The sequence below is a fragment of the Aeromonas sp. R7-5 genome (assembly GCF_040908015.1).
GTDB classification, from domain to species: domain Bacteria; phylum Pseudomonadota; class Gammaproteobacteria; order Enterobacterales; family Aeromonadaceae; genus Aeromonas; species Aeromonas caviae.
In genome coordinates, this window is the sequence record NZ_JBFOCZ010000033.1 from 330,621 (window position 1) to 356,487 (window position 25,867).

Genomic DNA, 25,867 nt, shown 5'->3' on the forward strand with positions numbered 1-25,867 from the left:
ATGTATGTTGTTCTCAAGCATCTGCACCTCACCCTGATTGCCGGGGCCGTGCTGATGTTTATCCTGCGCTTTTACTGGTTGCAGACCGGCTCCGCGCTGGCAGGGGGCGCCCGCACCCTCAAGATCAGCGGCTGGCTCAACGGCCTGGTGGTGCTCTCCGGTGTGCTGCTCTGCATGGTGCTGGGTCTCAACCCCCTCAACAACGCCATCCCCTGGCTGGCCGAGAAGCTGACATCCATCCTGGTGGTGGCGTTTCTGGCCATGATGGCGCTGCGTCTGGCCCGCAGCAACGGCATCCGCTGGTTTGCCTTCCTGGGCGCACTGGGGTGGATCTTCTTTATCGCCAAGCTTGCGGTGCAAAAGCAGGCCAGCCTGTTCGGCTAGGAAGGATGACGATGATACGTGTGGATGAGTGGACCGACTTCGAGGCTCACGATCTTGCCGAGCTGGCGCTGTCAGTGAGCGACGAGATCCGGGGCCATGGCGGCACGGGAGAGGCCGAGCTTGCCCTCCTCGATGCCTGGCTGGACGAGACGATTGCCGAGGGAGACTGCGACGAGGTGCGCCGTCAGCTGTTGCAGGGTTTCTACCAGACCCTGGGCTTTCGTGGCGACTGGCAGGATTACTTCTCGTCCGCCAACTGCGATCTGGACCAGGTGCTGGCAAGGCGCAAGGGGATCCCGGTCAGTCTCGGCATCCTCCTCATCCAGCTGGGTCGCAAGATAGGGCTGGATGTGGAGGGGATCTGCTTCCCCGGCCATTTCCTCCTGAGTTTTGCCGGTCTGGACGGGGAGGTCTATGTGGACCCCTTCAACGGTGATGAACTGAGCCGGCACCGCATCGAACTGCTGCTGCGCGGTGCCCTCGGCAACCTGGCGAGTCTGAGCGATGATCATCTGCAGCCATCGGGGCAGTGGGAGATCATCGAGCGCTTGCTCAATGTCAGCAAGGGCGCCCTGCTGCGCGAGGAGCGCATGACGGAGGCGTTGCGCTGCAGCGAGCTGCTGCTGCGCATGAAGCCCGGCGATCCGCTGGAGACGCGGGATCGGGGCTTCATCTATGAGCAACTCGATTGCCCGCGCTTTGCCGCCGACGATTTCGAATACTTTATTGAACAATGCCCTGATGATCCCGTGGCCGATGTGCTGAAAACCCAGCTGGCCACCCTGGACCTCAGTCCCAAGCCCCTCCATTAAGGATCCCTGAGATGGAACAGAAGAATATCAAGGTCAACCAGATCGACGTCGCTAACGACAAACCTTTCGTGCTGTTCGGCGGCATGAACGTGCTGGAATCCCGCGACATGGCGATGGCGGTGTGCGAGAAGTACGTGGAAGTGACCAGCAAGCTCGGCATCCCGTTCGTGTTCAAGGCGAGCTGGGACAAGGCCAACCGCTCCTCCATCCACTCCTATCGCGGCCCGGGTCTGGAAGAGGGGATGAAGATCTTCCAGGAGCTGAAAGCGACCTTCGGCATGCCGGTGATCTCCGATCTGCATGAGCCCCATCAGGCCAAACCGGTCGCCGAGGTGGTCGACGTCATCCAGCTGCCCGCCTTCCTGGCGCGCCAGACCGATCTGGTAGAGGCCATGGCCCGCACCGGCAACGTCATCAATATCAAGAAGCCGCAATTCCTGAGCCCAAGCCAGATGAAGAACATCACCGACAAGTTCGAGGAGTGTGGCAACGATCGCCTGATCCTCTGCGAGCGCGGTGCCAACTTCGGCTATGACAACCTGGTGGTGGACATGCTGGGTCTGGGCGTCATGAAGAAGAGCACCGGCGGCTACCCGGTCATCTTTGACGTCACCCACTCCCTGCAGTGCCGTGATCCCCTGGGGGCGGCCTCCGGCGGTCGCCGCGAGCAGGTGACCGAGTTGGCTCGTGCCGGCATGGCGGTGGGCCTGGCCGGTCTCTTTATCGAATCCCACCCGGATCCGAAAATTGCCCGCTGTGACGGCCCGAGCGCCCTGCCGCTGGAGAAGCTGGAAGGCTTCCTCAAGCAGATGAAGGCCATCGACGATCTCGTCAAGAGCTTCGAGCCCCTCGATACCTCCGCCTGATCGCGATTTTTACTATCAAAAATGCCCCGCCATGCGGGGCATTTTTATTTCCGTCATTTTCATTTGGTGCTCTTCGGCGTCCATTGCGACCATGTTTCCGTGGTGTTAATGATGTTAAATGTGTTGTGTGATTGATGTCTCTTATTTGCTTCTTATGACATGCAAAAGTAGCGACCGTCAGGATGGCAAAAAGGTATGAAGCGGGTGAGATAACCCTATTTCTCGCCGCAGACTGCTGCATGCGTTATTTGCTGTCAGTGGAGTCACACTTATTAACAGGACGTTGAGCATGCACAAGAAAATTGTCAGTAGCCTCTATTTTCAGGTGATATTGGCAATCACCATCGGAATATGTCTGGGACATGTCTATCCGAGTCTGGGCGCAGATATGAAACCCCTTGGTGATGGCTTCGTTAAATTAATCAAGATGATCATCGCCCCCGTCATTTTTTGTACCGTGGTCACCGGCATTGCCGGCATGGAAAGCATGAAGGCGGTGGGCATAACCGGTGCCATTGCGCTGATCTATTTTGAAGTGGTGAGCACCCTGGCCCTGATCATCGGTCTGTGCGTGGTCAACGTTCTGCAGCCGGGGGCCGGTATGAATGTGGATCCCTCCTCACTCGACGCCAGCGCCATCTCCGTCTATGCGGATCAGGCCCAGTCCCAGGGGATAATTCCCTTCCTGCTGGATGTGATACCGGCCAGCGTCATCGGTGCCTTTGCCGGCGGCAATATACTCCAGGTGTTGCTGTTTGCCGTCCTGTTCGGATTTTCCCTGCATCATATCGGGGAGAAGGGAAAACCCATCTTCAATATCATCGATGGTTTCTCCCAGGTTATTTTCGGCATCATCAACATGATCATGAAGCTGGCGCCAGTCGGGGCATTTGGCGCCATGGCATTCACCATAGGGAAATACGGTATTGGTTCTTTGGTTCAGCTGGGGCAATTAATTGCTAGCTTCTATCTGACCTGCTTGCTGTTTATTTTTCTGGTGCTCGGCAGTATCGCCAAAGCCAATGGCTTCAGCATTGTGCGCTTTATTGCCTATATCCGGGAAGAGCTGTTGATCGTGCTCGGAACATCCTCGTCGGAATCCGTATTGCCGCGCATGCTGGTGAAAATGGAGGCGCTGGGCTGCAAGAAATCGGTGGTGGGTCTGGTGATCCCGACCGGTTACTCATTCAACCTGGACGGCACCTCCATCTATCTGACCATGGCAGCCGTCTTCATCGCCCAGGCGACCAACACCCCGCTGGACCTGTTCCATCAGCTCACCCTGCTGGTGGTGCTGCTTATCTCCTCCAAGGGGGCGGCCGGAGTCACGGGGAGTGGCTTCATCGTGCTGGCAGCCACCATCTCGGCGGTAGGGCATCTGCCGCTGGCCGGGCTGGCGCTGATCCTCGGGATTGATCGCTTCATGTCGGAGGCGCGCGCCCTGACCAACCTCATCGGCAACGGGGTGGCGACCCTGGTGGTAGCTCGTTACTGCGATCAGCTCGACGAGGCCACTATGCAGGACGCCCTGGCGAAACCCGTGGTGGCAAGGCCGGTGGACCTGCGTAGCTGACCCAGGTTCCGGCGGCGATCATCACCCATGAAAAAACGGCCCGAGGGGGCCGTTTTTTATCTCTTTACGCAGGACGCCTTACAGGCTCTGGGTGAAGGTGCGGGTGACCACGTCACGCTGCTGCTCCGGGGTCAGGGCGTTGAAACGCACGGCGTAACCGGAGACGCGGATGGTGAGTTGCGGGTATTTTTCCGGGTTGGCGATGGCGTCTTCCAGGGTTTCGCGGCGCAGTACGTTGACGTTCAGGTGCTGACCCCCTTCGACCACAGGCTCTTGCTGAACCGGCAGTTCACGGTATTCGAATTGACCCAGGTCGGAGAGGCTGACTTCCTGATCGGCGGCAAAGCTGTCGCCCTTGGCGCAGATGCAGCGAGCCTGTTGTTTCTCTTCGTCCAGCAGCCAGAAAGAGTTCAGCAGAGCGGCGTTGGCGGACTGGGTGATTTGGATACCCTTGATCATGGTATGACTCCTCATAGGAAAGCGGATTCAACGGTAAGCACATTACCCTGATGTTTTTAAACCACCTCTTGGAAGGAATGATTTAACGGGGCCTTGCCTTACACCTTTACTTCGTTGGGGCCATATATACCACGACGGTAATATTACAAAAATTGATCCAAATCAATAAAACCTCATTCTGTGCGCATTGAAAGGGATTAAATCATTGAGTTGAATCAAAAACAGATCATTTTTCTGTTTTTGTAAGATATATGAATTATGCATTTTTTATTATTCATATCTAGTAATTTAACTACACCTTTAGGGTTTATTTCTGGCGTCAGCGAAAACCGGCCTGCCCATGAGGCCTGTCCGAAGGACGCTCTGTTATTCCTGTGTCGACGCAGCTCCGGTCATTGCCCGTGAACGCTGCCGCCACTTCCCAGGCTGGCAAGGCTGAGCCTGACCTCCATGCGGTTGCGTCTTGGGGGCGAGGACCCTATCCTGAGCCCCTTGCTCTATTGACCGAGGAGATAGCGGTGCCAAGCTGGACAGAAGGCGGGGAGTGGGGAGAGGCTGGCATGCCAGCCAGGATGGAAGGAGTGGATCCACAACGAGAGGAGACGGGTGTGCTGACCTGGAAAGATGTGATTGGTTCGGAGAAAGAGCAGGCGTATTTCATGGACACCCTGGCCACCGTCAGGGCCGAGCGGGAGGCGGGCAAGGTGATCTATCCCCCGGCGACCGAGGTCTTCAATGCCTTCAAACTGACCGAGCTGGATGACGTCAAGGTGGTGATCCTGGGGCAGGATCCCTATCACGGCCCGGACCAGGCGCACGGCCTCTGTTTCTCCGTCTTGCCCGGAGTGCGCACGCCGCCGTCCCTCGTCAACATCTACAAGGAGATGCAACGGGATCTGCCGGGTTTTGTCACACCCCATCACGGCTTTCTGGAGTCCTGGGCCAGACAGGGGGTGCTGCTGCTCAATACCGTGCTGACGGTACAGGCGGGCATGGCGCACTCTCACGCCCACCTGGGGTGGGAGACCTTTACCGATCGGGTCATCGAGCGGATCAATGCCCATTGCCAGGGAGTCGTCTTCCTGCTGTGGGGCGCTCATGCCCAGAAGAAAGGGCGCTTCATCGACCGGTCGCGCCACCATGTGCTGAGCGCCCCCCATCCCAGCCCGCTCTCTGCCCATCGCGGTTTCATCGGTTGCGGCCACTTCTCCGAGGCCAATCGCCTGCTGGTCCAGCAAGGACGCAGTCCCATCGACTGGCTCTCGGTCTGCGCCGATCCGGCGGCCTGACGCCGTGCATGCACAGGGGAAATGGTGTCCCCTGTGCCTCCTGTGGTGAGAGGCTGGTGCAGCCGCTGTCTGCATCCGACTTGATTGAGTGCAAAGTTCAGGCAATAAATGACCGTATACTCGAGACAGACGTTTTCTCATTTCAGTGCAAGGAGTGCCCATGTTATCCAGTCTGCATAAGGACCACCTCAACATCACCCGGTTGCTGACGCTGCTCAAGCAAAAGCTGGCGGCCATTCGCAATGAGCAGCCGGTAAGCTACTTCCTGCTGCGGGATGTGGTGGATTATCTGCGCGAGGTATCCGACAAGTACCACCACCCGAAGGAAGACATGATTTATGACTACTACCTGAAATACAGGGTGGTGGAGGGGGAGGTGGCCAACCGGCTGCACGAGGAGCACGCCCGTCTGCTGGATGCAGGGACCGAGCTCAAGGAGATGGTGGAGATGATCCTGATGGATGCGGTCATCCCGCTGGATCAGTTCGTGGCCCGTCTGGAGCAGTTCATCGAGCAGCAGGAGGCGCACATGAACTATGAGGAAGGGGTCATCTTCCCCCATCTGCGCGACTCCCTGACCGAGGATGACTGGCGTCATCTCGAACAGCTCTGGCAGAACCGGGCCATCAATGATCCCCTGTTCGGGGCGGAGGTAAGCCAGCACTTCCAGGCGCTGGCCAAACAGCTCTCGCTGCCTGCAGCCTGACAGGATCACCCATAAAAACAGCGCCCCGGTCAATCCGGGGCGCTGTTTTTATGGCTCCACTCGCTGGAGTGAAACATGGGCGACGTGGGCGTATCAGAGCTCCAGGTCGTCCGATCCTTCATAGGCGATGTCGATGGCCTGCAGCTCCTTTTGCAGGCGGTGCTTGTCTTTAAGCGCCTCAATCTCACGCCATTTGCGTTTTTTTCCCGTTGTCCCGCGGCTACGTGAACCCAGCTCAACGACCTCGTCAAAATCGAAGTTGAACATGTCCATGGCTCCCTCCTTGGTTTTATGGTTTTCACCATCCGTATAACACGACGCCTTTGAAAATAAAACGTTTTTATGACGAAGTTGTGACAACCGGAAACAGGCACAAAAAAACCGGGCTGCCCTTTCGGGAGCCCGGTTTTTGCGGGGCCACTTCGCTCTGTGAGCGCAGTGTGGCGAGCGGCCTTACAGGTGGCTTGCCAGCATGGTTTCCAGCTTGCCCTGGTCGATGGCGAACAGGCGGATGCCTTCCCCCAGTTTCTCGACGGCCATGGCGTCCTGGTTCAGCTCCCAGCGGAATTCGGCTTCGGTCATCGGGGCCGGTTTGGCTGTGCGCTCGCCGGTGTAGTCCAGCTTGCGCACCACGGTGCCTTCGGCCTTGCTCAGCTCTTCCAGCAAAGCGGGGCCAATGGTCAGGCGGTCGCAGCCGGCCAGTTCCAGTATTTCGCCGGTGTTGCGGAAGCTCGCGCCCATGACCACGGTCGGGTAGTCGTGCTGCTTGTAGTAGTTGTAGATGGCGGTGACGGAGACCACGCCCGGATCTTCACTGGCGGTGTAGTCACGGCCGTTCTTGGCCTTGTACCAGTCGAGGATGCGACCGACGAACGGGGAGATGAGGAAGGCACCGGCTTCGGCACAGGCGCGGGCTTGGGCGAAGGAGAACAGCAGGGTCAGGTTGCACTGGATACCCTCTTTCTCCAGCACCTCGGCGGCACGGATCCCTTCCCAGGTGGAGGCCAGCTTGATCAGGATGCGATCATTGCTGATACCGGCTTCGTTGTAGAGGCGGATCAGCTTGCGGGCCTTGGCGATGCTGGCGTCGGTGTCGAAGGAGAGGCGGGCGTCCACTTCGGTGGAGATGCGGCCCGGGACGATTTTCAGCACTTCGAGGCCGATGTTGACCGCCAGCTTGTCGCCTGCGTCGATGATTTGCTGTGCCTTGTCCTGGCTCTGGGATTTGGCCCAGGCAATGGCGTCCTGGATCAGGGCTGCGTACTCGGGGATCTCGGAGGCCTTGAGTACCAGAGAGGGGTTGGTGGTGGCATCGATGGGCTGGTAGCGCTTGATGGCTTCGATGTCGCCGGTATCGGCAACCACTGTGGTCAGGGCTTTCAGCTGGGTCAATTTATCGGCCATGGCAAATATCATCTCTTTATGAGGGAGCAATCCCAGGGTGGCGGGCATGAGACGGCAGTTCTGAAATTAAATTACAAGATCCCGGCGGCTCAGGCTCAGAAAGGGGCGATGGGCAGGCCCCATCGTCATTGCCTGCCTAATTAATACGGATGTGGCGCATCCTGCAATAGGGGGGCTTGTATGCGAATCAGCCAGGTGGTGAAAGCGGTACCGGCTGTCGAGTGAAAGTGTTTGATAAAAAACGAGTTTTATTCATGGTGTGGCGGCTGGCTCCGACATGGAAAAGCGCAATTATTTTGGTGGATTCATGAATTTGTGCGGGAGGTCACATAAATAGTTCTGTCAGCTACTTGAAATTTAATTACGTGTAAAACGTTTTGCGTTACAACCCCTTGCCGATGAGGCATGAGAGGCAAACGCTTGTCTCCCTGATGTCGTTTCACTCAGCGGTTTTTACCCCCATGGGATGAGTTGTAAAATGGTTCTCTATTGGCTCTAATTTGTAAGGGCGCTGGGTAGCGCATCAATTTTTGTTGATTTATTGCGTGCTAAATGAAGCTTTTTTGCATCAAATTGCTCGTTTTTTGTCTCCCCAGTGAGCCCTGTCACTATTCTGAATTCCCTCCCTATGCTAGATTCCGCCCCTTCGGCGCAATGCTGGTTCGGAAATTGACAGAGAGCGGTCAGCGCAGACTGGCCATGGATGTGATAACAACGAGAGAATTATGGACACCTTGATTGCAATGATTAACGACCTGATGTGGGGAGCCGTGCTCATTTACCTGCTGATCGGGGTCGGTATCTTCTTTACCTTCCGCCTGGGCTTTATCCAGATCCGCCACTTCGGCCACATGTTCTCGGTCCTGCGCAACAGTCGCAAATCCGACAGCGCCGGCATCTCCTCCTTCCAGGCTCTGTGTACCAGCCTGGCGGCTCGCGTCGGGACGGGCAATCTGGCCGGTGTGGCCGTCGCCATCTATCTGGGTGGCCCTGGCGCCGTCTTCTGGATGTGGCTGATCGCCTTCATCGGCATGGCCACCGCCTTCGTGGAAAGCACCCTGGCCCAGCTCTACAAGGTCAAGGATGAGGATGGCAACTACCGGGGCGGTCCCGCCTACTACATGGAACGCGGCCTCGGCATGCGCTGGATGGGAGTGGTCTTCTCCCTCTGCCTGCTGCTGGCCTTCGGTCTGGTGTTCAACGCGGTGCAGGCCAACTCCATCAGCCTGGCCATGAACGTCGCCTTCGGCATCCCTGACTGGGTGAGCGGTCTGGCCCTGGTGGTGCTCTCCGGTCTCATCATCTTCGGCGGCATTCGCGGCATCGCCCGCTTTGCCGAGCTGGTGGTGCCCTTCATGGCGCTGGCCTACATCCTGATGGCGCTGTTCGTGGTGTTCATGAACATCAGCGAGCTGCCGAGTATCTTCGCCCTCATCATCAAGTCTGCCTTCGGCATCGAGCAGGCAGGTTCCGGCGCCATGGGCTATGCCATCTCCCAGGCGATGATCAACGGCATCAAGCGCGGCCTCTTCTCCAACGAGGCGGGCATGGGCTCTGCCCCCAATGCTGCCGCCACCGCCACCCCCTATCCGCCGCACCCGGCCTCCCAGGGTTATGTGCAGATGCTGGGTGTCTTCCTCGATACCATCGTCATCTGTACCTGTACTGCCGCCATCATCCTGATGTCCGGCCAGTTCGAGCCGGGTTCCGGCGTGACCGGTGTCGAGCTGACCCAGCGCGCGCTCTCCTCCCAGGTGGGCGGCGGTGGCAACATCTTCATCGCAGCGGCCATCTTCTTCTTCGCCTTCACCTCCATCGTGGCGAACTACTCCTATGCGGAGACCAACCTGGTGTTCCTCGAGCACAACCACAAGGGTGGTCTGATGCTGTTCCGGATGTTCGTGCTGGGCATGGTGATGTTCGGCTCCGTGGGCGAACTGCCGACCGTGTGGGCTCTGGCGGATGTCTCCATGGGGCTGATGGCCATCGTCAACCTGGTGGCCATCCTGCTGCTCTCCGGCGTCGCCATCAAGCTGGCCAAGGACTACAACGACCAGCTCAAGGTGGGCCGCGTGCCGACCTTCGATGCCAACAAATACCCCGAGCTGCGCAGCCAGCTGGAAGAGGGGATCTGGGACAACCCGGGCAAGAAATAAGCCTGCGTTGCAAGGTGATTGAAGGGGAGCCATGGCTCCCCTTTTTCATGGGTAAAAAGAGGGGGCGGCTTCACACTGACTTCACAGAGCCTCATCGGCAGCACACCTCGTGGGACTATGCTGGGTTCATCACTCGCCGCCATGGCGATACCTTGCTAACGACAGTCAGGAGACATGCAATGCAACAACGACAATCCATCCTGTGGGGCGCTCTGGCCACCCTGATGTGGGCCGGCCTGGCTCATGCCGGTGACAAGGCGGCGACCGATCCCCTGCGCCCCGTGGTGGATGCCAGCATCCGGCCGCTGCTCAAGGAGCACAGGATCCCGGGCATGGCGGTGGCCGTGCTCAAGGATGGCAAGGCCCACTATTTCAACTACGGTGTGGCCGATCGGGAGCGCGCAGTCGGTGTGAGCGAGCAGACCCTGTTCGAGATAGGTTCCGTGAGCAAGACCCTGACCGCGACGCTGGGGGCCTACGCCGTGGTGCAGGGGAGCTTCGAGCTCGATGACAAGGCGAGTCTGTTCGCCCCCTGGCTCAAGGGATCCGCCTTTGACAACATCACCATGGGGGAGCTGGCTACCTACAGCGCAGGCGGCTTGCCGCTGCAATTCCCCGAGGAGGTGGATTCGCTCGAGAAGATGCAGGCCTACTACCGCCAGTGGACCCCAGCCTACTCGCCGGGTTCCCATCGCCAGTACGCCAACCCCAGCATCGGGCTCTTTGGCTATCTGGCGGCGAGCAGCATGAAGCAGCCGTTCGATCGCCTGATGGAGCAGACGATCCTGCCGGGGCTTGGCCTGTACCATACCTACCTCAATGTGCCCGAGCAGGCGATGGGGCACTACGCCTACGGCTACTCGAAGGAGGACAAGCCGATCCGCGTCACTCCCGGCATGCTGGCGGACGAGGCCTACGGCATCAAGACCAGCTCGGCGGATCTGCTGCGCTTTGTGAAGGCCAACATCAGCGGGGTGGATAATGCGGCCATGCAGCAGGCCATCGACCTGACTCACCAGGGCCAGTATGCGGTGGGGGAGATGACCCAGGGACTGGGCTGGGAGCGTTACGCCTATCCCGTCAGCGAGCAGACGCTGCTGGCGGGCAACTCCCCGGCGATGATTTACAATGCCAACCCGGCGGCGCCCGCGCCCGCTGCAACAGGGCACCCTGTGCTCTTCAACAAGACCGGCTCGACCAACGGCTTCGGGGCCTATGTGGCCTTCGTGCCGGCCAAAGGGATCGGCGTCGTCATGCTGGCCAATCGCAACTACCCCAACGAGGCGCGCATCAAGGCGGCCCACGCCATCTTGACGCAACTGGCCAGGTAATGGAGCGCCTTCGCTGAGCCTTGAGGGCACGCCGCATCGCCGCGTGCCCGTTACCTCGGACCCGACCCCTCAAGGGCGACCTGGCAGGGGGTGGGTCGATGAGCATGCCAATCCGGACCTCTCTTGCGGGAGATGTCCGGATTGGCATTCACCGAGTGCCATCTCGTCACTAGGCCCCGGCAGGCCGCCCGCTCTATAGTGCCCGGCATCTTCCTCTGCTTTTGCAGGATTGAGTTGTCAATCTCGCTGACAGCGCACCTGTGATGGTGAAACCTGCTGCTATGGAGCCTTCATGGGTATGTTTCTGCTGTGTACTTTTCTGATGATCATCCTCTATCCCCTCGGGATCGATCTCTATCTGGTGGCCGTCCCCCGCATTGCGCAAACCCTGCAGGGGAGCGAGGCGCAGATCCACACCGCTTTTTCCATCTATCTGCTGGGCATGGCGGCTACCGTGCTGCCGGGGGGCATGCTGGCGGATCGCCATGGCAGGCGCCCCGTGGTGCTGGGGGGCGCCCTCATCTTCGTGGTCGCTTCCCTGGTGGCGGCGGAGGCGACCGGCATCGCCCAGTTTTATCTGGGGCGTTTCTGGCAAGGGGTGGGCGCTGGAGCGCTCTACATCATGACCTTCACCGTGCTGCGGGATGTGCTGAGCCAGGCGCGCCTCGCGATGGCCCTATCCCTCATCAACGGCGTGATCTGCGTTATTCCGGTGCTGGCTCCCGTACTCGGTTATCTCATCCTGTCGCACTTCGAGTGGCGCGGCATCTTCGTGGGCATGGCGCTGGTGGCCGCCATCAGCGCCCTGGTCAACCTGCGACTGCTCAAGGAGACCCGCCCCGCCCGCCAGCCAGCGGGGGCATCGCCGCTGGCCCTGCTGGGCATGGCCCCCTTCATGCTGCGCGCCTTGCTGACCAGCGCCAGCGTGACCGCCATCCTGGTCTATGTGAGCGTCTCGCCCCTCGTCCTGATGACCATGTTCGGCCTGTCTCCCGAGCAGTACACCCGGCTGATGATGGCGATGGCCGGGGTGAGCATGTCCGCTTCCTTCCTGACCCCCTTGCTGCTGCGCTGGCTCGGCAAGGCAAGGGTGCTGGCGCTCTCCCACCTCGCCTACCTGCTGGCTTTGCTCGCCCTGCTGTGCAGCAGCGGGCCCGAAGGCGGCCTGTCCTGGCTGCTGGCGGGGTGTGCCCTGGTCTGCATCGGGTTTTCCTGCGGGTTCGGGGTGGCGATGGGGGAGGCGCTGGATGTGTGCGGGGATCAGGTGGCATCGGCCAGTGCCCTGCTCTGCATCATGCAGATAGGGTTGTCCGGGCTCTTCATCTGGGGGATGGGCCATCTGGGGATGCCTGCGCTCTGGATGCTGATCCTGGCACTCCTGCTGGCGCTGCTCGGTTACCTAGTGGTCAAGGTGCTGCTACCATGGCGTGCGGTACGGCGAGTACGGGCTCGGGGATAGGAGAGACGCGATGCGCAATCTGGGTGAACTCGATTTGAACCTGCTGGTGGTCTTCAGGCACCTGATGCAGGAGCGCAGCGTGGCGGGGGCGGCCAAGAAGCTGTGTGTCACCCCGTCGGCGGTGAGCAAGGCGCTCGGCAAGCTGCGGGACTGGTTCGGGGACCCCCTCTTCGTGCGCGTGCGCCAGGGCTTGCAGCCGACCAATCTCTCCCTGACCCTGGCGGAGGAGCTCAAGACCTGGTTCCAGCTCACCGAGAGCATCAGTACCCTCAACCGCGAGGCGATCCCCGAGGGGGCCCGCTTCAGTCTGGTGATGGAGTCCCCCTTTGGCATCAGCTTCCTGAGCGAGCTACCCACGACCATCTACCAGAAGTACCCCCACTCCGTGGTCAGGATGTTGGGCTGGGATCACCACTCCCTCAACGACATTGTCAACGGGGAGGCGGATCTCGGCTTCTGCGCCCGGGAGACCCACGGCCGCTCCCATGCCAGGGTCAACCGGCTGCCCTATTACATCGATCACGAGGTGCTGTTCTGCGATCGTCCCGTGGTGTTCCTGCGCAAGGATCACCCCTTGCTCGGGCAGACGTGGTCGCTGACCCGCTTTCTGGCCTGCCCCCAGGTGAGCGTGGTGTGGGAGGCCAGCGACAGCTGGGCACTGGATGATCTGCTGGAGGACGAAGGCCACAGGCGGCAGGTGCCCATCATGGTGGCGAGCTTCGAGCAGGCGCTGCACATCGCCGCCCAAAAGAGCCATGAGCTGATCGCAGTGGTGCCTTCATATTGCGCGGACTATGCCGCCAGACATCACCCCGACCTCATCCCCATGCCGTTGCCGCTGGAAGAGTCTCTCTATGCCCAGTTGGAGATCGCCTTCATCCTGCTGTGGCACAAGCGCCACAATCAGGATGCCAAGGTGATGTGGTTGCGGGGAGAGATCCGGCGGCTCTATGGCCTGGCCGCGGCGGGGATGACGCGTTTTGCCTGGGGCGGGCCCATGGAGAGCGGGGCGGCGAAAGAGAAGCAAGGGGGAGGAGGCACCCCGGTTTAGTCGTACTGCTCTTCCATCCAGGCTTCGACGATGAGCTGGGCGGAGACGCCGTCCACGCTCCCCTTGTCCAGCGCCTTGTAGCCGCCACGTTCAAACAGGCGGGCGCGGGCATCCGTGGTGGTGAGCCGCTCGTCCTTGAACTCCACCGGCTTGCCGAAGCGGCCGTGCAGGCGATTGCCGAACTTGCGGGCCCGCACCGTGATCTCCTGGTCCGTGCCATCCATGTTGAGCGGCAGACCGACGATCAGCAGATCCGGTTGCCACTCCTTGATCAGCTTCTCGATCTCGTCCCAGTTGGGGATGCCGTCGTTGGCCTTGAGGGAGCGAAGGGGGCGGGCGCTGCCCGTGAGCTCCTGGCCGATGGCGACACCGATGCTCTTGGTGCCGTAGTCAAAGCCCATGATGCTGCGTGATGACATGGGGTCTCCTCGAAATGGATGGATAAATGAAGGGGGAAGCCCCCTCCCTGTCTCCCCCTGCTCATGGTGGGAGGTGAGCGTGCCGCCTCCCCCGGAGGGGAGGGCCGGGGTGTCAGCTATGCCCCACCTGGCTGGAGAGGTGCAGGGGGTTGACCCCAATGCTCGCTGCGGCTTGCTGCCAGCGCAGGTGGATGGGGGTATCGAAGACCAGCTTGGGATTGGGGGGGATCACCAGCCAGGCGCCATCCACCAGCTCCTGCTCGAGCTGGCCTGCACTCCAGCCGGCGTAACCGAGCGCCACCAGCCAGTGGTCCGGCGCCTCGTCGGTGCCCAGGGTCTCCAGGATGTCCTTGGAGGTGGTGACCATCATCTCGTCGCTCACCTGCAGGGTGGAGTTGAACCCCGGGCGGAAGCTGTGCAACACGAAGCCGCGATCCCCGTGCACCGGCCCCCCCTGCAACACCGGCTGTTTCATCTCGGCGGTGGCGGGGGGATTGAGATTGAGCTTGGTCAGCATGGCGTCCAGGGACATGTCGACCGGAATGTTGACCACCAGTCCCATGGCGCCTTCGCTGCTGTGTTCGCACAGATAGACCAGGGAGCGCTGGAAATAGGCGTCCGTGAGGCTCGGCATGGCGAGCAGAAAATGATTTTGCAGTGTTTGCATGGAGCGTATGTATCTCTTAGCGTGCAAAGGTATTTGGGGTGATTATGGCAGTTGATGGCGGCGGGCAAAACCGCTTTTTGCCGGCAGTCAAAGGGGCCTTCACGGCCCCTTGTGTGTGTTTCCTCGCTGCGGCAACGGGTCGCTGGGGAAGGGGTCAGCGGCCCAGTCGGCGCTCGATGGCGTCCATCAGCATGCCGGTAATGGAGACGTCGAAGGCTGCCTCAATCTCGCGGATGCAGGTCGGGCTGGTGACGTTAATCTCGGTCAGGCGATCGCCGATGATGTCGAGGCCGACGAAGATGAGCCCCTTCTCTTTCAGGGTCGGACCCACCGCGCGGGCGATGGCCCAGTCCGCGTCACTCAAAGGGCGCGCCTCACCACGGCCACCTGCCGCCAGGTTGCCACGGGTCTCACCTTGGGCCGGAATGCGGGCCAGGCAGTAGGGTACCGGCTCGCCGTCCACCACCAGCACCCGCTTGTCGCCATCCTTGATGGCGGGCAGATAGGTCTGCGCCATGCAGTACTGGCTGCCGTGAGAGGTTAATGTCTCGATGATGACGCCGACGTTGGCGTCATCCTCCTTCATGCGGAAGATGGAGGCGCCGCCCATACCGTCCAGCGGCTTGAGGATGACGTCCTTGTGCTTGGCGTGGAAGGCTCGCAGCTTGTCGGCTCTGCGAGTGACGAGCGTGGTCGGGGTGTGTTCGGCAAACCAGGCGGTGTAGAGCTTTTCGTTAGCGTCGCGCAGGCTCTGGGGCTTGTTGACGATGAGGCAGCCCTCATCCTCGGCCCGCTCCAGCATGTAGGTGGCGTAGATGAACTCGGTGTCGAAGGGGGGATCCTTGCGCATCAGGATCACGTCTAGGCTGGAGAGCGGCTGATCCACCACCTCGCCCAGGCTATACCAGTCGGCATAGTCATATTTGACGGTGAGCGGACGCATGGTACCGAAGGCGCGACCGGCCTCCATGTAGAGATCCTTCATCTCCAGATAGAACAGCTCGTAGCCGCGCTTTTGCGCCTCTTCGAGCATGGCGAAGCTGGAGTCCTTCTTGATGTTGATGGCCGAGATGGGGTCCATCACGATGCCGAGTTTAATGGTCATCCGAGTTTCCTTCCTAATGGCTCGATAGGGTTGTAGGGTCGATTAGCGCAGCGTAATCGGCCGTTTGAGGCTGCCATGATGTGATGCGCCACACGGCTTATCGACACCGCCAGATAGTATCAAGCGAGATCGCCAAAGCGGCACTGAAGCGCAGTAATCGCCGTCAGGGCGGCGGTTTCGGTGCGCAGCACCCGCGGCCCCAGCAGCATCTCCTTGAAATCTTCCTGCACGGTACGGGCGATCTCGTCGCTGGACAAGCCCCCTTCCGGGCCGATCAGCAGGCGCACGCCGTGCTCAGGGATCGGCAGGGTGTTGATGCTGTAAGGGGCGCGCGGGTGCAGGTTGAGCTTGAGCTCCTGGGTCTCTTCCGCCAGCCAGGCGTCCAGCTCCATCGGCATGCGCACCTCGGGCACGGTATTGCGGCCGCACTGCTCGCAGGCGCTGATCACCACCTTCTGCCACTGCTCGCGCTTTTTCTCGAGCCGATCGGCGGGCAGCTTGACGCCGCAGCGCTCGGAGAAGAGGGGCGTGATGCAGGTGACGCCGAGCTCCACCGATTTCTGGATGGTGAAGTCCATCTTGTCGCCGCGGCTGATCACCTGACCCAGGTGGATGGCCAGCGGGGACTCCACCGAGCGGGTCTCGCAACTGTCGATGGTCACTTCCACCGACTTCTTGCCGACGTTGGCGATGGTGGCGGGGTACTGGTGGCCGTCGCCGTTGAACAGCTCGAGCTGCTGGCCCGGCTGCATGCGCAGCACGCGGCCGATGTGATTGGCACCGTCTTCCGACAGGGCGAGGGTCTGGCCAACCTGCAGGCTGGCCGGTTCATAGATACGTGGAATGCGCATGGCTGATAGTCAGTCTCTTGCTTGGAAACCCTTCAATACCCTACTGCACGGCGGCGAGCAAGGCTCGCGAGACAGAGAGTGAAGGGATTCAGGAGGAGGGGGACGCTCCCCCTCCCTGGTCAAATGGGGTTATTGGCACTGCTTTTCAATGAAGGGATTGGTATTGCCCTGCAGCTTGCCGATACGGCGGTTGCGCTCGCACTCCCAGCGATCAGCCGGATACTGCCTGTCCCAGGCTTCGTAAAGCTTGCGCTGCTGGGCCGCCAGACGCAGTCCGTACTGCTGGCTCATGTAGAGGTAGGCGCGGGCGATCTGGCCACGCACCGGCCCCTTGGGCGGCTGCACCTGGCGCTCCTTGAAGTCCACCAGCATCTGGCACTTGCCGTACTGGTTGGGTTTGCCGTTCCAGTCGCTGAAGCGGAAGTTCGCCCGATCGCCGTTCACCTCGCCGATGGCGGGGAAGAGGTTGTGCATGTCTCCCTCCATCCTGTTGAACTCGTCGCTCTTGCCGCAATTCTTGCGACCCCCGTCCTGCCAGCACTGGAGCTGGTGGCCGAACTCCCAGGCGGGCACCACGTGCTCCCATTCGATGCGGGAGGCCCGCTCGGCCTGCTTGCGCGGCAGGTAGCCGCAGCTCTCCCAGTCGGGGGCCATCTTCTTGCCGCTGAACTTGATGTTGCAGCCGCAGTAGAAGGTGACGGGGTGGCTCTGGTAGAGCTTGTTCAGATCCTGCTTGGCGGCGCGAAAAGTCTGGATGTTGTCGGCATGGGCCGGGGCACTGACCAGCAGGGCCAGGCAGAGGGAGAGCAGAGGGCGAAACATGAATATCCTTGGCAATGAGACAGTTGAATGAAGTAAGCGCGCACCCTATCACAGGAGCGCGACACGGGGTGACTCAATCCGCCGTCGTGTCGCGCTGCCACACCAGGGGCTGGCGACAGCGGCGACAGTGATAGCGGGCCTCGCCGCGCATCACCTTGTTGTGGCGGCGCACCGAGAGGGGATGCTGCTGGCAGGCGCAGGCATACACGAAGGTGCGCTGGGCCAGCACCCCCAGATCGAAGCTGTGGGTGGTGCTGGGTTCGAGGTCGAACAGCTCCCGCATCACCGACTGCCACTGGCGGCCGTGGGGCAGTACCCGGCTCTTGCCGCGCCCCTCTCCCCAGAGCGCATAGACCAGCAGGTGCGCCACCTCGTGGGGCACCACTTCCCTGAGAAATGCCTGCTGATTGGCCTGATAGAGCGCCGGATTGAAACGCAGCTCCCAGGTTTGCAGCCGCGCAGACCCTGCCGCCCGGCCCCGCATGTTGCAATGGACTTGCGGGCGGGGAAAGGTGCGGCCAAGGCGCGTTTCAGCCTGTACAAAGCAGGCCTCGACGCGCGTGAGCAGCATCTCGATGAGGGCGGGGTCAAGCCGGGTGGCAGTGGCAGGCATGGGATCCTCGGGACGGACACAAAAGCAAAAGGGGAGCCAGGCTCCCCTTTTATCACAACCTCGAGCCTTACAGGCCAGCGGCAGCGCGCAGCAGCTCGGCCTTGTCGGTCTTCTCCCAGGGGAACTCGTCGCGGCCGAAGTGGCCGTAAGCGGCGGTTGCCTGGTAGATCGGACGCTTCAGATCCAGCATCTCGATGAGGCCATAGGGGCGCAGCTCGAAGAACTCGCGCACCAGCTTGACCAGCAGGGCTTCGGCCACCTTGCCGGTGCCGAAGGTTTCGACGCTGATGGAGGTGGGCTCGGCCACGCCGATGGCGTAGGAGACCTGCACTTCACAGCGATCCGCGAGACCTGCGGCCACGATGTTCTTGGCCACGTAGCGGGCGGCATAGGCGGCAGAGCGGTCCACCTTGGACGGATCCTTGCCGGAGAAGGCGCCACCACCGTGACGGGCCATGCCGCCGTAGGTGTCGACGATGATCTTGCGACCGGTCAGACCGCAGTCACCCATGGGGCCGCCGATGACGAAACGACCGGTCGGGTTGATGAAGTACTTGGTGTCCTTGTTGATCCACTCGGCGGGCAGCACCGGCTTGATGATCTCTTCGCGCACCGCTTCCACCAGATCGCTGTGGCTGATGGAGTCGCAATGCTGGGTGGAGAGCACCACGGCATCGACACCCAGGATCTTGCCTGCGTCGTCGTAGGCGAAGGTCAGCTGGCTCTTGGCGTCCGGACGCAGCCACGGCAGGGTGCCGTTCTTGCGCACTTCTGCCTGACGCTTCACCAGCAGGTGGGAGTAGGTGATGGGCGCGGGCATCAGCACGTCGGTTTCGTTGGTGGCGTAGCCGAACATCAGGCCCTGGTCACCGGCACCTTGCTCCAGCGGGTCGGTACGGTCGACGCCCTGGTTGATGTCCGGAGACTGTTTGCCGATGGCGTTCAGCACGGCGCAGGAGTCGGCGTCGAAGCCCATGTCGGAGTGGGTGTAACCAATCTCGCGCACGGTGTCGCGCACGATCTGTTCGATGTCGACCCAGGCAGAGGTGGTCACTTCGCCGGCTACCATCACCATGCCGGTCTTGACCAGGGTTTCGCAGGCGACGCGCGCCTTGGTGTCCTGCTGCAGGATGGCGTCCAGCACCGCATCGGAGATCTGGTCGGCGATTTTATCGGGATGGCCTTCGGAGACCGACTCGGAAGTAAACAGCTTTGCCATGTTTGGTTCTCGATTCGTAAGGGTTATCGCCTTGGCCATAACCGGATAATGACAGGATGACTGTAGAGGTATCTACATCTGGACGTCTATTTTAAATAGGTCATCCAGTGATTGCCAGCACTATTTGGGGGTGGAGCCGCCCGGGGCGGGATGGGGAAGGGATCCACCTCCATGGAGGTAAGGCAGAGGGCGGATTGAATCGTTTTCCCCGCCCAGAAAAGCGATTGTGCTCCCAAAGCCACTTTATTCGCCCAGATAATATTTGCACGCCGCGCCCCCTGCTGGGACAATAACGCGCCTTAATCTTGGCCATCAAATGAAGCAATCGCAGGAGATACAGATGCCTTCTCGTAAAGAGCTTGCCAATGCCATTCGTGCATTGAGTATGGATGCCGTTCAAAAAGCCAACTCCGGTCACCCGGGCGCCCCCATGGGAATGGCGGATATCGCTGAAGTGCTGTGGCGCAGCCACCTCAAACACAACCCGAACAACCCCAAGTGGGCCGACCGCGACCGTTTCATTCTCTCCAACGGCCACGGCTCCATGCTGCTGTACTCCCTGCTGCACCTCTCCGGTTATGACCTCTCCATCGACGATCTGAAAAACTTCCGCCAACTGCACTCTCGCACCCCGGGTCACCCGGAGTACGGTTATGCGCCGGGCGTTGAAACCACCACCGGTCCGCTGGGTCAGGGCATCACCAATGCCGTGGGCATGGCGATCGCCGAGAAGGCCATGGCCGAGCAGTTCAACCAGCCGGGTCACGACATCGTCGACCACTACACCTACGCCTTCATGGGCGACGGCTGCCTGATGGAAGGTATCTCCCACGAAGCCTGCTCCCTGGCCGGCACCCTGGGTCTGGGCAAGCTGATCGCGTTCTGGGATGACAACGGCATCTCCATCGATGGTCACGTAGAAGGCTGGTTCACCGACGACACTCCCAAGCGCTTCGAAGCCTACGGCTGGCACGTCATCCCGGCCGTTGACGGTCACAACCCGGAAGCCATCAACGCTGCCATCGAAGCCGCCAAGGCCGAGACCGGCAAGCCGACCCTGATCTGCTGCCGCACCATCATCGGCTACGGTTCCCCGAACAAGTCTGGCTCCCACGACTGCCACGGCGCACCGCTGGGCAACGACGAGATCGCCGCCGCCCGTGCCTTCCTGAAGTGGGACCACGCGCCGTTCGTCATCCCGTCCGACATCGCCGCCGAGTGGAACGGTCAGGAAAAGGGCGCCAAGCTCGAATCCGACTGGGCTGCCAAGTTCGCCGCCTATGAAGCCGCTCACCCGGCCCTGGCTGCCGAGTTCAAGCGCCGTACCACTGGCGAGCTGCCGGCCAACTGGGCTGCTGAATCCGCCAAGATCATCGAAACCCTGCAGGCCAACCCGGCCAAGATCGCGACCCGTAAAGCGTCCCAGAACTCCCTGGAAGCCTTCGGCAAGCTGCTGCCGGAATTCATGGGCGGCTCCGCGGATCTCGCGCCGTCCAACCTGACCATGTGGTCCGGCTCCAAGTCCCTGACTCCCGAGAGCGCCGCAGGCAACTACATCCACTACGGCGTGCGCGAGTTCGGCATGTCCGCCATCATGAACGGCATCGCCCTGCACGGTGGTTTCATCCCCTACGGCGCCACCTTCCTGATGTTCATGGAGTACGCCCGCAACGCCCTGCGCATGGCCGCCCTGATGAAGCAGCGCGCCATCTTCGTCTACACCCACGACTCCATCGGTCTGGGTGAAGATGGTCCGACTCACCAGCCGGTCGAGCAGATCGCCTCCCTGCGTCTGACCCCGAACATGAGCACCTGGCGCCCGTGTGACCAGGTAGAGTCCGCCATCGCCTGGAAACACGCCATCGAGCGTACCGACGGCCCGACCTCCCTGATCTTCTCCCGTCAGAACCTGGCCCAGATGGACCGCACCGCCCAGCAACTGGCCGATGCCGCCAAGGGTGGTTACGTGCTGAAGGATTGCGCCGGTACTCCGGAGCTGATCCTGATCGCCACCGGTTCCGAAGTGGAGCTGGCCGTGGCTGCCTATGAGCAGCTGACTGCCAAGGGCCGTGCCGTGCGCGTGGTCTCCATCCCGTCTACCGACGTGTTCGATGCCCAGTCCGCCGAGTACAAAGAGTCCGTCCTGCCGGCCGCCGTTACCAAGCGCGTGGCCATCGAAGCGGGCATCGCCGACTACTGGTACAAGTACGTGGGCTTTGGCGGCAAGATCATCGGCATGCGCACCTTCGGTGAGTCCGCGCCGGCCGAGCTGCTGTTCAAGGAATTCGGCTTTACCGTGGAAAATGTGGTTGCGACCGCAGAGTCCCTGTAAAAGCTGACTATTGGGCCACGATGGCCCAATAGCCGGAACGATAAAACGCCCCCCATCGCAAGATGGGGGGCGTTTTTTATTCACATTAGAGATTTTTATTAGTGTTGCTTTGTTATATCAAAAGCTTTTATTCTTGATTATGTAAATTCAGATATAGAAAAATAATTCTCGACGATACATAAAAGGATCAATATGGACCGTTTTCGGTTGATAACAAAGAAACTATTAAGTACTAATTATAAAAATAGTATTCTAATAGCATCACTCATTGCCATAGTTGTATCACCAATATTTATTTATGTTAATACTTTTAATGGTGGGATATCACATGAACACTCTCGCTGGGCTGAGTTTGGTTCAGCAATTGGTGGGATCTATGCCCCAATAGTTGGGGGGCTCACGTTATTTGTTTTACTCCGTCAGGTTGGTTTGCAGGAACAGGTAAACGACCAGTATTATTTACAGCAGGCAAGAGAGGATATCGAGTTTTATGCGTCACAATTATCGACTATCCTCGATGACCCCTTGGTTGGTGACGTGTCATTACGTGCGGTGCTTCATGAGAGGTTTATGTTATGTAACACTGAAACTTTATCTTCTGAAGAGATGAAAGAGATTGCTATCGATATTCATCGAATAATACCTAAATCGATTGATATGTGGTCTGCAATTTATCATATTTTAATCGGTTTAACTGCTGTTGATTCTACTCAATTCAAAATGACATTATCGTCATCTAAACAGAAGCTTATTGCATTACTTAGTATAGAAATTTGTGTGGCTTTAGATAATCTTCATTTTTCTCGGTCACATGAAACTTGTAGCTTCAACTATGAGTTTAGCCCCTACTTGGATAACGTTAATTAAAAGTCCGTAGGTTCGATTCATGTACAGCTCGTAGGTTCGATTAGCGAAGCGTAATCGGACGTTCGCGTTCTTTAAGACGATGTCATAAAAATAATGCCCCACATATTACATAAAAAGAGACCGGCATATAGCCGGTCTTTTTTTATTTCAACAAACTTTACACCTGCGGCGGGGTACTTTCCGCATTGGACATCACCGCATCCATCTGCACCAGGGCGCCGGCGGGCAGTTCGCTTACCCCGAATACGGTGCGGGCCGGCAGGTAGGCCGGGAAGTATTGGGTGTAGATGGCATCCACATCCGCCAGATCCGCGATGTTCTTCACCTGGATATTGATCTTGACGATATCGTCCATCACGTGGCCGATGCTCTCGACGATGGTCTTGATATGGCCGAGGCATTGGGCGGTCTGCTCCTTGACGCAACCAGTCAGGATCTTGCCGGTGACCAGATCAACCGGCAACTGGCCGGCGATGTGGTTGTAGTGGGAGAAGGCGACGCTCTGGCTATGCAGCGGGTTTCTCGGTGCCTTGTCGGTATTGCGGGCACGGATCACCAGATTGTGTCTGTCTTCCACCAGCTGGGGCGGGGTGCCGTCACCGTGGGAGATGACCGCATCCATCTGCACCCGGGCACCCAGCGGCAGGGCAGAGGCCACGATCACGCTGCGGGCCGGCAGATAGGCGACGGCACGGGCGATGGCGGAGTCCGGGAAGAAGGTGGTGTAGACCTCGTTGACGGCGTCGATATCCGCCAGATTGGTTAGATAGACGGTCACCTTGACGATGTCGTCGAAGGGCACGTCGATGCTCTCCAGCACGGTTTTGATATTGCGCAGGCACTGGGCCGCCTGCTCGCGGATGCCACCGTCAACCAGGGCGCCGGAGGCGGGGTCGAGGGGCAGCTGGGCACCGATATTGTTGTAATGAGAGAAGGCGACGCTCTGGCTGGAGAGCGGATCCTGCGGGGCGTGGTCGCTATTGCGCGCGAGTTTGAGCAGCGGGCAGGGAGCCTGGGGGAAGGTGCCTTCCCCGTTGGAGAGCAGGGCATCCATCTGCACCTTGGCGCCGAGCGGCAGACCGGCGACGGCGAGCACTGTGCGGGTCGGCAGCGAGTGGGGGAAGAATTCCCGATAGACGGCGTTGACGGCATCGAGGTCGGCGATGTCCGCGAGGAACAGAGTCACCTTCACCATGTCCTCCATGCCGTGGCCAATGCTCTGGACGATGGCCTGGATATTGGTGAGACACTGCCTGGCCTGCGCCTGGATATCCCCTGCGACCAGCGCGCCCGTTTTCGGGTCGACCGGGAGCTGGGCGGCAATATTGTTGTAGTGGGAGAAGGCCACGCTCTGGGTATAGGGCCCCAGATCCTGAGGCGCATTGGGGGTATTTCTGGCGGATTTGATGATGGTACCACTCATGGCGATACTCCTTTTTCGTTTTTGATGTAGGGTCCGGGCCGCATTGTTCTTCCCTGACCGAATGCGGCACGCTGATGACTCGTGATATTGCGGCAACAGTTGCCCGTTCCCGCCGCAGGGCGACGGAGAAAAGGAGAACGATCATCACAGTGTCGAGCCCTGTTTCGATGCAGACAGCGCGTGCAACAGACAAGGGAGAGAAGTTGGCCTGGTGATTCAGACGGGAGAATTCTAGGGGGCGGTTATCCGGGGATGCAAACCGGGATCCTGTTTCTATGAGGTGGCTCAACAGAGTGAAATATATTCATTTTGCGATTCAATTCATGACGGGCATGGCAAATAAAGGTGATGATGATCCCGCTTTACCATGAAAGTGGAACCAGATAGCGCCATATTGTCGCGTATCAGGGTTACAGCCTGTGAATCCTCCGTTAATACTTTTGGCGAAATTGCAGCTTATTCTCCCGGTTTTGCATAGCTATCTATTTATCGCTCTCTCGACGCCCTGTTCAGCGCCGCCAAAATATGCTGCGGCGAGCACACTGAAATAACATTCACCCTCTTTGCATGGCCACAGGTCATGACATAAATACGGGAGAAAGAGAGGGCGCTTTTTAGCCCCTGCGGCGGAGGCTGACATGGGCGGGTCGCCACACCGCCTATGCCATATCTTTTCAGTGGCGCGAACGCAGCCCGCCAACAAGGCTCATAAGCAAGGGGAGGGGGTCTTCCCCTTGCCTGCCCCGACTTGCCGCCCCCCGATGCATATCACACCTGTCATGACCCTCCCTGTGAGGGGGCCCCGGAGTCCGCCCTGCTTTGCCGCCCTGGCGTATCCCGCACTCCTTGCGATGCAGCCGGCTCATCTTCCCCGCACCACCCTTATTTGTGTTCCTTGTCATCAACTGCCGTTATTGCGACCTGGGTCGGGGTTTGGGTGGATTATTAACTGTATGATTAATAATGAAATCAGGGACCCTGCCGACGAGCAGCACGGATCGGCACTCATCTGCCCGGGAGTGGCACATGCGATCGCATCGCGATCCCCGTCATCTGACTTCGGAGGTTTTATGCTTGGATTCATTCTGGGTGACATGTACAGCCGCACCAGCGGGTTTCGGCCACCCCCCCGCCTAGGCAAGCACTTCCCCCTCGCCCCCGACTATCAACTGCGCGGTCGCACCGGTGCCGCCATCCTGACCATGGAGACCCTGCTCGATACCCCCTATCCCCAGAAGAAGTTCAGGGCCCTGATCTATGGCGCCTTTATCGAGCGCCAGCGTCGCCTCTTTGCCGAGCAGGTGGTCATCGGCCGGATGGAGGAGGGCCAGGACCTGGCGATCGCCATTGATCTCGCCTTTATCAGCACGGCGGTGCCCATCGGTCTGCTCGCCATCTCGGAGGAGATCGCGCTGCTGACCACCCCCCGTCCCACCCAGACCCATCCCCATCAGGCGGCCTTGAGCCAGGCGCTCGACTGTACCGCCATGCTGATGTTCTATGCCAAGGTCATTCGCCAGCGCAATGCAGTGCTTGAGCACATCGGCCACCAGTTCGGCTACAGGCCGCAGGCCGGGCTGGTGGCCAGGGTGGGCCACGGCGGGGAAGATGACTATGCCGCCTTCATGGTCAATGTGATGACCTGCATCGCCCATTCGGGCTCCTTCAAGGAGGCGCTGGAGAATGGCGTCAGGATGGGCATGCACGAGCCCGCTTTCTTCTGTATCGTCGGCGCCCTGGCCTCGACCCTGTGGGGAGTCCCCAAACCCTGGGCCCATGAGATCTCTCGATTCATCCAGCGCCAGCACCCCCACTATCTCCAGATCCTGCTGCGGGGCGAAGCCAGGGTGGGCCGCAGACAGATCAACCTGGATCCTCCCAAACCGCCGCTCTGTGCACCGGTCAAGCGCCAGGTAAACCGCTTCCTGAAGTGGGCCTTCTAGGGCCATGGGAGTGCTCTCGAGGTGCGGGCCCATGGCGCCATCCCATTGGCCCGCCCCTGCTGATGGTCATCACGGGACTGTTATCTCACTGACCCCTGATCCCCCGGCTACCTTGC

At 59.9% G+C, this 25,867-nt stretch carries 24 protein-coding genes; 13 read left to right on the plus strand and 11 right to left on the minus strand.

Features of this window, described 5'->3' with window-relative positions:
* The 4 genes from AB5Y53_RS16960 to AB5Y53_RS16975 all read left to right on the plus strand — a co-directional run bounded on the left by AB5Y53_RS16960 (position 1) and on the right by AB5Y53_RS16975 (position 3,635).
* Entirely contained in the window at positions 1 to 384 is a 384-nt protein-coding gene (locus AB5Y53_RS16960; protein WP_039039603.1) for a SirB2 family protein, read from the plus strand.
* 11 nt (positions 385 to 395) lie between these two features.
* The gene (locus tag AB5Y53_RS16965) at positions 396 to 1,196 is read left to right on the plus strand and encodes a SirB1 family protein (protein ID WP_042015581.1); all 801 of its coding nucleotides are present in this window, start codon (positions 396 to 398) and stop codon (positions 1,194 to 1,196) included.
* Between the two features lie 11 nt (positions 1,197 to 1,207).
* Positions 1,208 to 2,062 (plus strand): 3-deoxy-8-phosphooctulonate synthase, encoded by an 855-nt coding sequence (gene kdsA, locus AB5Y53_RS16970; protein WP_048207171.1) that lies wholly within the window; start codon positions 1,208 to 1,210, stop codon positions 2,060 to 2,062.
* Positions 2,063 to 2,351: 289 nt separating this feature from the next.
* Positions 2,352 to 3,635, plus strand: coding sequence for a dicarboxylate/amino acid:cation symporter (locus AB5Y53_RS16975; RefSeq protein ID WP_368182646.1), 1,284 nt, complete (start codon positions 2,352 to 2,354; stop codon positions 3,633 to 3,635).
* 78 nt (positions 3,636 to 3,713) lie between these two features.
* Here AB5Y53_RS16975 and grcA read toward each other — a convergent pair whose 3' ends face one another.
* Entirely contained in the window at positions 3,714 to 4,094 is a 381-nt protein-coding gene (grcA, locus tag AB5Y53_RS16980; RefSeq protein ID WP_010673855.1) for an autonomous glycyl radical cofactor GrcA, read from the minus strand.
* Between the two features lie 608 nt (positions 4,095 to 4,702).
* Between grcA and ung the strand changes: the two genes are divergently transcribed.
* Both ung and AB5Y53_RS16990 read left to right on the plus strand, forming a co-directional pair.
* Positions 4,703 to 5,383: a uracil-DNA glycosylase gene (ung, locus tag AB5Y53_RS16985; RefSeq protein WP_048207174.1), complete on the plus strand. Its 681-nt coding sequence runs from the start codon at positions 4,703 to 4,705 to the stop codon at positions 5,381 to 5,383.
* A gap of 160 nt (positions 5,384 to 5,543) precedes the next feature.
* Positions 5,544 to 6,089: a hemerythrin domain-containing protein gene (locus tag AB5Y53_RS16990; RefSeq protein WP_041212588.1), complete on the plus strand. Its 546-nt coding sequence runs from the start codon at positions 5,544 to 5,546 to the stop codon at positions 6,087 to 6,089.
* A 93-nt stretch (positions 6,090 to 6,182) separates the two neighbouring features.
* On the opposite strand, the gene AB5Y53_RS16995 is transcribed toward AB5Y53_RS16990, so the two are convergent.
* Positions 6,183 to 6,362, minus strand: coding sequence for a DUF3545 family protein (locus AB5Y53_RS16995; RefSeq protein WP_010673858.1), 180 nt, complete (start codon positions 6,360 to 6,362; stop codon positions 6,183 to 6,185).
* 180 nt (positions 6,363 to 6,542) lie between these two features.
* Entirely contained in the window at positions 6,543 to 7,493 is a 951-nt protein-coding gene (tal, locus tag AB5Y53_RS17000) for a transaldolase (protein ID WP_010673859.1), read from the minus strand.
* Between the two features lie 725 nt (positions 7,494 to 8,218).
* Between tal and AB5Y53_RS17005 the strand changes: the two genes are divergently transcribed.
* The 4 genes from AB5Y53_RS17005 to yidZ all read left to right on the plus strand — a co-directional run bounded on the left by AB5Y53_RS17005 (position 8,219) and on the right by yidZ (position 13,490).
* Positions 8,219 to 9,649 carry a sodium:alanine symporter family protein gene (locus AB5Y53_RS17005; RefSeq protein WP_042880806.1) on the plus strand — a complete coding sequence of 477 codons (1,431 nt, stop codon included), beginning with the start codon at positions 8,219 to 8,221 and terminating at the stop codon, positions 9,647 to 9,649.
* 179 nt (positions 9,650 to 9,828) lie between these two features.
* Positions 9,829 to 10,980 carry a CMY-1/MOX family class C beta-lactamase gene (gene blaMOX, locus AB5Y53_RS17010; RefSeq protein ID WP_319907987.1) on the plus strand — a complete coding sequence of 384 codons (1,152 nt, stop codon included), beginning with the start codon at positions 9,829 to 9,831 and terminating at the stop codon, positions 10,978 to 10,980.
* 292 nt (positions 10,981 to 11,272) lie between these two features.
* The gene (locus AB5Y53_RS17015; protein ID WP_368182648.1) at positions 11,273 to 12,439 is read left to right on the plus strand and encodes an MdtL family multidrug efflux MFS transporter; all 1,167 of its coding nucleotides are present in this window, start codon (positions 11,273 to 11,275) and stop codon (positions 12,437 to 12,439) included.
* Positions 12,440 to 12,449: 10 nt separating this feature from the next.
* Positions 12,450 to 13,490 carry an HTH-type transcriptional regulator YidZ gene (gene yidZ / locus AB5Y53_RS17020; RefSeq protein ID WP_049636984.1) on the plus strand — a complete coding sequence of 347 codons (1,041 nt, stop codon included), beginning with the start codon at positions 12,450 to 12,452 and terminating at the stop codon, positions 13,488 to 13,490.
* On the opposite strand, the gene ruvX is transcribed toward yidZ, so the two are convergent.
* From ruvX to metK, 7 genes are all read right to left on the minus strand, one after another.
* The gene (gene ruvX, locus AB5Y53_RS17025) at positions 13,487 to 13,909 is read right to left on the minus strand and encodes a Holliday junction resolvase RuvX (protein ID WP_010673863.1); all 423 of its coding nucleotides are present in this window, start codon (positions 13,907 to 13,909) and stop codon (positions 13,487 to 13,489) included. The genes yidZ and ruvX overlap by 4 nt on opposite strands.
* A gap of 112 nt (positions 13,910 to 14,021) precedes the next feature.
* Positions 14,022 to 14,576 (minus strand): YqgE/AlgH family protein, encoded by a 555-nt coding sequence (locus AB5Y53_RS17030; protein WP_010673864.1) that lies wholly within the window; start codon positions 14,574 to 14,576, stop codon positions 14,022 to 14,024.
* Positions 14,577 to 14,730: 154 nt separating this feature from the next.
* On the minus strand, positions 14,731 to 15,681 hold the full coding sequence (gshB, locus tag AB5Y53_RS17035; RefSeq protein WP_041212592.1) for a glutathione synthase: 951 nt from the start codon (positions 15,679 to 15,681) through the stop codon (positions 14,731 to 14,733).
* A 119-nt stretch (positions 15,682 to 15,800) separates the two neighbouring features.
* Complete coding sequence (gene rsmE / locus AB5Y53_RS17040) at positions 15,801 to 16,532, minus strand: 16S rRNA (uracil(1498)-N(3))-methyltransferase (protein WP_104455513.1); 732 nt, start codon at positions 16,530 to 16,532, stop codon at positions 15,801 to 15,803.
* A gap of 129 nt (positions 16,533 to 16,661) precedes the next feature.
* Positions 16,662 to 17,354, minus strand: a complete 693-nt coding sequence (locus tag AB5Y53_RS17045) for an endonuclease (protein WP_039040144.1) — start codon at positions 17,352 to 17,354, stop codon at positions 16,662 to 16,664.
* Positions 17,355 to 17,427: 73 nt separating this feature from the next.
* On the minus strand, positions 17,428 to 17,967 hold the full coding sequence (locus AB5Y53_RS17050; RefSeq protein ID WP_368182650.1) for a SprT family zinc-dependent metalloprotease: 540 nt from the start codon (positions 17,965 to 17,967) through the stop codon (positions 17,428 to 17,430).
* Positions 17,968 to 18,034: 67 nt separating this feature from the next.
* Positions 18,035 to 19,186 (minus strand): methionine adenosyltransferase, encoded by a 1,152-nt coding sequence (gene metK, locus AB5Y53_RS17055; protein ID WP_010673869.1) that lies wholly within the window; start codon positions 19,184 to 19,186, stop codon positions 18,035 to 18,037.
* A 340-nt stretch (positions 19,187 to 19,526) separates the two neighbouring features.
* On the opposite strand from metK, the gene tkt reads away from it, so the two are divergent.
* Together tkt and AB5Y53_RS17065 are read left to right on the plus strand one after the other, a co-directional pair.
* Positions 19,527 to 21,518 (plus strand): transketolase, encoded by a 1,992-nt coding sequence (gene tkt / locus AB5Y53_RS17060; protein WP_039040146.1) that lies wholly within the window; start codon positions 19,527 to 19,529, stop codon positions 21,516 to 21,518.
* A 192-nt stretch (positions 21,519 to 21,710) separates the two neighbouring features.
* Positions 21,711 to 22,385 carry a hypothetical protein gene (locus tag AB5Y53_RS17065; protein ID WP_124244876.1) on the plus strand — a complete coding sequence of 225 codons (675 nt, stop codon included), beginning with the start codon at positions 21,711 to 21,713 and terminating at the stop codon, positions 22,383 to 22,385.
* A 157-nt stretch (positions 22,386 to 22,542) separates the two neighbouring features.
* Here AB5Y53_RS17065 and AB5Y53_RS17070 read toward each other — a convergent pair whose 3' ends face one another.
* The gene (locus tag AB5Y53_RS17070) at positions 22,543 to 23,808 is read right to left on the minus strand and encodes a RidA family protein (protein ID WP_368182651.1); all 1,266 of its coding nucleotides are present in this window, start codon (positions 23,806 to 23,808) and stop codon (positions 22,543 to 22,545) included.
* A 1,070-nt stretch (positions 23,809 to 24,878) separates the two neighbouring features.
* Between AB5Y53_RS17070 and AB5Y53_RS17075 the strand changes: the two genes are divergently transcribed.
* Positions 24,879 to 25,751, plus strand: coding sequence for a hypothetical protein (locus AB5Y53_RS17075; protein ID WP_227263484.1), 873 nt, complete (start codon positions 24,879 to 24,881; stop codon positions 25,749 to 25,751).
* Positions 25,752 to 25,867 lie beyond the last annotated feature (116 nt).

Coding starts and splice junctions, on each gene's coding strand:
- AB5Y53_RS16960 (WP_039039603.1), top strand. CDS start 1: ATGTATGTTGTTCTCAAGCATCTGCACCTCACCCTGATTGCCGGGGCC.
- yidZ (WP_049636984.1), top strand. CDS start 12,450: ATGCGCAATCTGGGTGAACTCGATTTGAACCTGCTGGTGGTCTTCAGG.
- ruvX (WP_010673863.1), bottom strand. CDS start 13,909: ATGTCATCACGCAGCATCATGGGCTTTGACTACGGCACCAAGAGCATC.
- metK (WP_010673869.1), bottom strand. CDS start 19,186: ATGGCAAAGCTGTTTACTTCCGAGTCGGTCTCCGAAGGCCATCCCGAT.
- AB5Y53_RS16975 (WP_368182646.1), top strand. CDS start 2,352: ATGCACAAGAAAATTGTCAGTAGCCTCTATTTTCAGGTGATATTGGCA.
- AB5Y53_RS16995 (WP_010673858.1), bottom strand. CDS start 6,362: ATGGACATGTTCAACTTCGATTTTGACGAGGTCGTTGAGCTGGGTTCA.
- AB5Y53_RS17030 (WP_010673864.1), bottom strand. CDS start 14,576: ATGCAAACACTGCAAAATCATTTTCTGCTCGCCATGCCGAGCCTCACG.
- AB5Y53_RS17075 (WP_227263484.1), top strand. CDS start 24,879: ATGCTTGGATTCATTCTGGGTGACATGTACAGCCGCACCAGCGGGTTT.
- AB5Y53_RS17005 (WP_042880806.1), top strand. CDS start 8,219: ATGGACACCTTGATTGCAATGATTAACGACCTGATGTGGGGAGCCGTG.
- AB5Y53_RS16965 (WP_042015581.1), top strand. CDS start 396: ATGATACGTGTGGATGAGTGGACCGACTTCGAGGCTCACGATCTTGCC.
- AB5Y53_RS17045 (WP_039040144.1), bottom strand. CDS start 17,354: ATGTTTCGCCCTCTGCTCTCCCTCTGCCTGGCCCTGCTGGTCAGTGCC.
- AB5Y53_RS17070 (WP_368182651.1), bottom strand. CDS start 23,808: ATGAGTGGTACCATCATCAAATCCGCCAGAAATACCCCCAATGCGCCT.
- AB5Y53_RS16990 (WP_041212588.1), top strand. CDS start 5,544: ATGTTATCCAGTCTGCATAAGGACCACCTCAACATCACCCGGTTGCTG.
- rsmE (WP_104455513.1), bottom strand. CDS start 16,532: ATGCGCATTCCACGTATCTATGAACCGGCCAGCCTGCAGGTTGGCCAG.
- kdsA (WP_048207171.1), top strand. CDS start 1,208: ATGGAACAGAAGAATATCAAGGTCAACCAGATCGACGTCGCTAACGAC.
- grcA (WP_010673855.1), bottom strand. CDS start 4,094: ATGATCAAGGGTATCCAAATCACCCAGTCCGCCAACGCCGCTCTGCTG.
- tkt (WP_039040146.1), top strand. CDS start 19,527: ATGCCTTCTCGTAAAGAGCTTGCCAATGCCATTCGTGCATTGAGTATG.
- AB5Y53_RS17065 (WP_124244876.1), top strand. CDS start 21,711: ATGGACCGTTTTCGGTTGATAACAAAGAAACTATTAAGTACTAATTAT.
- tal (WP_010673859.1), bottom strand. CDS start 7,493: ATGGCCGATAAATTGACCCAGCTGAAAGCCCTGACCACAGTGGTTGCC.
- blaMOX (WP_319907987.1), top strand. CDS start 9,829: ATGCAACAACGACAATCCATCCTGTGGGGCGCTCTGGCCACCCTGATG.
- AB5Y53_RS17050 (WP_368182650.1), bottom strand. CDS start 17,967: ATGCCTGCCACTGCCACCCGGCTTGACCCCGCCCTCATCGAGATGCTG.
- gshB (WP_041212592.1), bottom strand. CDS start 15,681: ATGACCATTAAACTCGGCATCGTGATGGACCCCATCTCGGCCATCAAC.
- AB5Y53_RS17015 (WP_368182648.1), top strand. CDS start 11,273: ATGGGTATGTTTCTGCTGTGTACTTTTCTGATGATCATCCTCTATCCC.